The organism is Nitrospira sp. BLG_2 (assembly GCF_049222245.1).
In genome coordinates this window covers 1-5,168 of the sequence record NZ_JBLYIG010000505.1, presented here as the reverse complement: position 1 = coordinate 5,168, position 5,168 = coordinate 1, and the positions used below count along the sequence as shown (strand labels likewise).

The 5,168-nt window shown below is 54.9% G+C and carries 7 protein-coding genes; 5 read left to right on the top strand and 2 right to left on the bottom strand.

All coding sequences use genetic code 11. The features are described from left to right. From ACOSYY_RS13700 to ACOSYY_RS13680, 5 genes are all read left to right on the top strand, one after another. Nucleotides 1-188 (top strand): hypothetical protein (locus tag ACOSYY_RS13700; RefSeq protein ID WP_421663072.1); only part of this gene is annotated, 188 nt, incomplete at its 5' end. A 47-nt stretch (nucleotides 189-235) separates the two neighbouring features. Continuing rightward, nucleotides 236-631, top strand: coding sequence for a hypothetical protein (locus ACOSYY_RS13695; protein ID WP_421663070.1), 396 nt, complete (start codon nucleotides 236-238; stop codon nucleotides 629-631). 7 nt (nucleotides 632-638) lie between these two features. Further along, on the top strand, nucleotides 639-1,229 hold the full coding sequence (locus tag ACOSYY_RS13690; RefSeq protein WP_421663068.1) for a hypothetical protein: 591 nt from the start codon (nucleotides 639-641) through the stop codon (nucleotides 1,227-1,229). A gap of 24 nt (nucleotides 1,230-1,253) precedes the next feature. Beyond that, entirely contained in the window at nucleotides 1,254-1,703 is a 450-nt protein-coding gene (locus tag ACOSYY_RS13685) for a hypothetical protein (protein WP_421663067.1), read from the top strand. Then, nucleotides 1,700-2,290, top strand: a complete 591-nt coding sequence (locus tag ACOSYY_RS13680) for a hypothetical protein (RefSeq protein ID WP_421663065.1) — start codon at nucleotides 1,700-1,702, stop codon at nucleotides 2,288-2,290. Before ACOSYY_RS13685 ends, ACOSYY_RS13680 begins: the two co-directional genes overlap by 4 nt. 99 nt (nucleotides 2,291-2,389) lie before the next feature. Here ACOSYY_RS13680 and ACOSYY_RS13675 read toward each other — a convergent pair whose 3' ends face one another. Next, complete coding sequence (locus ACOSYY_RS13675) at nucleotides 2,390-3,247, bottom strand: HDOD domain-containing protein (protein ID WP_421663064.1); 858 nt, start codon at nucleotides 3,245-3,247, stop codon at nucleotides 2,390-2,392. Nucleotides 3,248-3,809: 562 nt separating this feature from the next. After that, nucleotides 3,810-5,168 (bottom strand): ABC-F family ATP-binding cassette domain-containing protein (locus tag ACOSYY_RS13670; protein ID WP_421663063.1); only part of this gene is annotated, 1,359 nt, incomplete at its 5' end.

Genomic DNA, 5,168 nt, shown 5'->3' with positions numbered 1-5,168 from the left:
TATTCCACACGTCTCTTAAGTTCGAAGATATGGCGCTCGAGGAACATCCTTCGCGACCTTCAATTGAATTGATTTTCCAGGCACGCTACGCGATAACCTATTCGTTGCAAGAGAAAAATGACGGAGCGGTCCCTATTACGTGCTTTTTGAAATCTCACCCGTTGACACTCTGCAGAGGGGCACGGTAACCTATCTTCACACCAGGATGACCATACGGCAGAAAGGGGAACCAGCAATGAAAACTTTATGGAGCATGCTATGCCTGAGTCTGTGCATAGCCGTCGTAGGCTGCGGTGGCGGAGGCAAGGCCGAAATCAAGGAAGACCGTCTCACCGTCGGCAAGGTGCAGGGAGAAATCAAAGTCGGGATGCCTGCGTCCCAGGTTGCCGAACTCCTAGGGAGTCCCAATATCGTAACAACGGACGAGAACCGGCGTGAGGTCTGGATCTATGACAAGGTCTCGACTGATCGTGTGGATACGGCCAGTTCTTCCTATGCGAGCATCATCATTCTCGGCACCCGCTCGAGCGATAGTTCCAGCTCGCAGCGCCAACGGACTCTCACTATCATCATTAAGTACGACGAAGAAAAGAAGGTCCGGGACTTTGCTTACAACTCTACGCAGTTCTGATCCGCCGGTGAGACGGATCCCTACCACGGTTGCGAGGGGACGACTTTTCCTTCTCGCCGTAGCCCTTGCGCTCCTCACCGGCTGTGTCGCTCAGACCGAGCCGGCCGACCTTTTCGCGCTGACACCTGACATTCCGAAACATCGGGCCATGCAAACTCGAATGTTCGAAACGCCGAATGAGCGGGAGCTCCTCTCGGCCTCGGCTGCCGTACTCCAGGATTTGGGCTTCCAGATTGAAGAAAGCCAACGGGAAGTCGGCTTGCTGCGAGCGGCGAAGGAACGCAGTGCCCGGGAATACGGCCAAGATGCCGAGAGGGTTCTTTTTCTGCTCCTGTCGTTAGGGAAGGTTTTGCAGCCGGTGGATCTGCATCAAAAGATCGCCGCGTCGCTCGTATCCCGTCCGCTCAACCTCGAAGCGACCCGTCAGGAGATCCGCATTGTGTTCTACCGGGTCGTCTGGAAGGGGGATGGCCAGGTCGATAATCAATACATTCCGCCCGGCACACAATATATGGAAATGGTGCGCGATCCTGAGATCTATCAACAATTTTTTGCCAAGCTCTCCAAGGCCGTGTTTTTGGAGGCCCATCGAATCTGACTCCGTGCCACGGAAAGGCTCACGATGCAAACCACAAACATCTACGCCGGTGTCTTACTCGCCGGAACCCTCTTCTTACATGGATGCACCGCTCCGGAGGTGAAACAGGATTTGTTCGCACCGACCGATGCACAGATGAAGATCCGGAGCCTCCAGACAAGGACCTTCGATCTGACGGACCGCAATGCCGCCATCCGCGGCGTCATCGCATCCTTGCAGGACCTAGGCTTTATCATCGAACGGGCAAACGATGGCCTCGGCCTCGTTACCGCTGCACGATTCGCCGAACCCAACTACTACGATGTCGTCACGATCACCGTGACTGTGCGGCAAGAGACGGCGGAGAAAATGAGCATCCGTGCCAACGCCATCTATAACAATAAGCCCATAGATGATCCCAAGGTGTATCAGAACTTCTTCGCCGCGTTGCAGCGAACGCTGTTTCTGTCTCAGGAAACGAAACCATCGCCATGATCACTGGCAGACCGCTGGGCATGACACCGTATTTACGATGGCTGCTGACGATGCTGCTCACTGGAATGGTGTCGTTCACGGCCTGTTCGCCCTATGAACTGCGACACGATGATCAATCGGATGCGCGGAGGCAGATTTGGTTGTCCGAGGAAAGTCAGGTTAAGGTCCGTGCCGCGCAAACACGCGTGTTTGACACCCACGACCGGCGAAGAATGCTTCAGGCCATTGTCATGACCTTGCAGGACTTGGACTGCAAGATCGAGGTGCTCGATGAGGAACTGGGAATTGTCTCCGCCAAGAAATATGTCAATAATGAAAAGCCAACCCTCCTCGATCCCTCTTATTTTCTCTACCAGCCGGACACGCTCCTGTTTCTCACCAGGAATTACCGTGCCTGGGGTCCCTTTTATCACCGCAGCGACCTTGTGCGACTGACCGTCACCGTCCGTACGCGGAACGAGTCCCAGCTGATCGTGCGGGCCAGCGCTCAGTTCTATCTTCACGCCATCGAGGACCCCCTGCCCTATCAGCAGTTCTTCCGTACCCTGGAGCAAGCGGTCTTCCTGGCAAGTCATTCGGTTGAATAGCAAAAATTCCACAGAGATCACAGCCGTAGCTGTCTGCTGTGAAGAACAGACATCGAGCGGTCAAGACTATTTCTATCCCGCCGGCAATTTTCAGGCAAGCTACGCTGCGATGGCGCGAGGCTGGATCACCGCCAAGGTATCTTGCAGCTGGGCACAGGCGTCCGTGAGCAGCGCCGGCAGGTTGGCCGGCACAAATCGCGTGGCAGTGACGGCATGGGGGTTAAACGGGAATGTAGGAGGCCTCCGACTCGGCTCGAGTTCTTCGTAGTCGGCGACGACACCGGCCAGATGAACAATAGACGCATGGATGATGAATTCACCGGCGTCATTTGGGCTCAGTTGGCAACGAATAGCCTGTTCAATTTGCACGGGCATGCCCCAGGATCGAATGAGCTCCGCCCCCACTTCCGCGAAGTCGCACCCGATGTTGGACTGCTCTACCTCGGCCAAGGAGGTCTCGAGGTAGCCCGCTTCGATGAGGGCGGATTGAGCCCGTTGCGGAACGGTCTGGTAGAGAACAAAGTGCCCAATGTCGCGGAGCAGACCTTCAATGAAAAATCGCTCGCTGTCGTTGATTTCACAGGATTTAGCGATCTTTCCGGCCAGCAGAGCGCATAGCACACTTTTGCGCCAGAACTTGGGAACATCCATTAGTTGAATCGGCATCCCGGCGAAGGTCCGGCCAACGGTCGTGGCGGTGACGAGATCGTTGATGGCCTGCATACCGACGATATTCACGGCGCGGGAAATGGTGTCGATCTGCTTGGGAAACCCATAGAGCGGACTATTGACGATGCGGAGAAGCCTGGCCGAGATGGCCGGATCCAGCTTGAGGACATTGGCAAGCTCGTCCATAGTTGAATCGGGATTGTCCACCACGTCCCGCACGCGAAAGTAAATCTCCGGTAACGTAAAGACAGTGGTGCAGGACTGAACCAGTTCGCTTGCCAATGGCATGGTGGAGTCCTTTCAGTTGTGACCGGCTTCCGCCTCTTTATCGGTTACTAATGGTCAGGGCCATAGAGAAAACGGGAGGAAGAGAAAGTTCCCATGTGATCAAGCAGAATCAAAGGTGCCGAGAGTTTATTTTAGGCTCATGAGCCGAATATGCAATCTATTCGGCTCAACTTGCAGATACAATTGCGGCATCGCTTTTCGAGGAGATGGCAATGGCAGCATCGGACGAGCCTTGTCTGAAAAGACACTCTCACAAGGGCTCGGATGCCCCGCCTTAGGCGGCCGAAGCATACATTATACGATCAAGCTGTAGCAGGCTTGCCCCCTAAAATACTATGCGCAGTGGGCTTGTTATCATCGCTTGCTTCTTTTTGGATACCTTCTTAGGATTATCTTATAAGGCCCGGAAAGACTATCCATCACACTTTCAAAGCCACCTTTGAGGAATCAATAAGCGACTACATTAAAGAACTGGTAACACTTCAGGTATAGATTCCCCCGCTCTTTACAGGCAGGGGAACCACCTTCGCGTGGCGCACATCTCTATGGTTTATTTCCAACTCTATGCCTGCGTGTTGCTAATCGCTTGGTTGCGTTTCTCGTCTAACTCGGTCCATCGTACATAAAGGCGCTCGACTTCTGCCTGTGCCTCATGAAGTGCGGCGTACCGCTCTTGTAAATCAGTAGCTGACGAGACAATAGCCGGATCGCTTGCCGCAGCTTGGCAAGTAGCTACCAGTTCTTCCGCTTTTAGGATCTTCGTTTCGATTTGGTCCCATTCCTTTTGCTCTTTGTACGACAAGCCTTTTCGCTTGGATGGCCCAGCAGGCACGGAGGTCTCCTTTGATACCTGAGATTGTCGTTCTTCCGTCTCCTTTCTTACCTGTGCCGCTTCCCATTGGGCATAGTCGGCAAACCACTCGGCGTGGCCCATTCCATCGAGTGCCAGAAGCCTGGTGGAGATGCGGTCTAAGAGCCAACGGTCGTGTGTCACCAACACAAGGGAGCCGGTAAATTCCAGCAGGCTGTCTTCCAGTACATCAAGCGTGGGAATATCCAAATCGTTTGTCGGCTCGTCCAGGAGCAAGAGATCCGCCGGTTGGAGCATAAGCCGCGCAATCAGCAGCCTTGCCTGCTCGCCGCCTGATAAGCGCGAGACCGGCAGATCGAGCTGCTCAGGCCTGAAAAGAAAGCGCTTGGCCCATGAGGCCAAATGCACGGACCGATCTTGGTAGACGACGGCATCGCCACCGGCAGGAGTAAGGGCGCGCCGCAACGTCGCCTGCTGGTCCAATGACTCACGGTGTTGCTCGAAGGTGACTACTCGCAGCCGATCGGCACGGTTGATGGTGCCTTTATCCGGCTCTACGGTGCCGGCTAAGAGCTTGAGGACCGTTGTTTTGCCGCTACCATTTGGCCCAAGGAGGCCGATTCTCTCTCCCGGACCTAACAGAATGTCCACGCCGGATATAATCAACTTCCCGCCCAACGATTTCTCAATACCTTCTGCGACCAACAATTGTTTTGATTTTCGGCCGGACGCGGTGAAGTCTATCCCGGCCGACGCGTTCCCCTTCCGCGACTCTATTTCATTCAGTTCGTCAATCAGCCGACCTGCCGAATCAATCCGGGCCTTGGCTTTGGTCGTGCGGGCTTTCGGACCACGCCTCAGCCACTCCACTTCACGCCGCACTCGATTGGCGAGTGAAGCGTGGTAGTCGGCCTGCGCCTGTAATGTCGCCTCGCGCTGCTCCAAAAACTCGCTGTACCGGCCGTTTGCTTGAAAGACGCCGTTGGCATATCGACGATTCAATTCCCAGATCCGCGTGGCCACCGACTCCAAGAATCGGCGGTCATGGCTGATGGCGACGAAGGCGTGGGGTTCGGCTTTTAACAGACTTTCAAGCCAGAGGATGCCTTC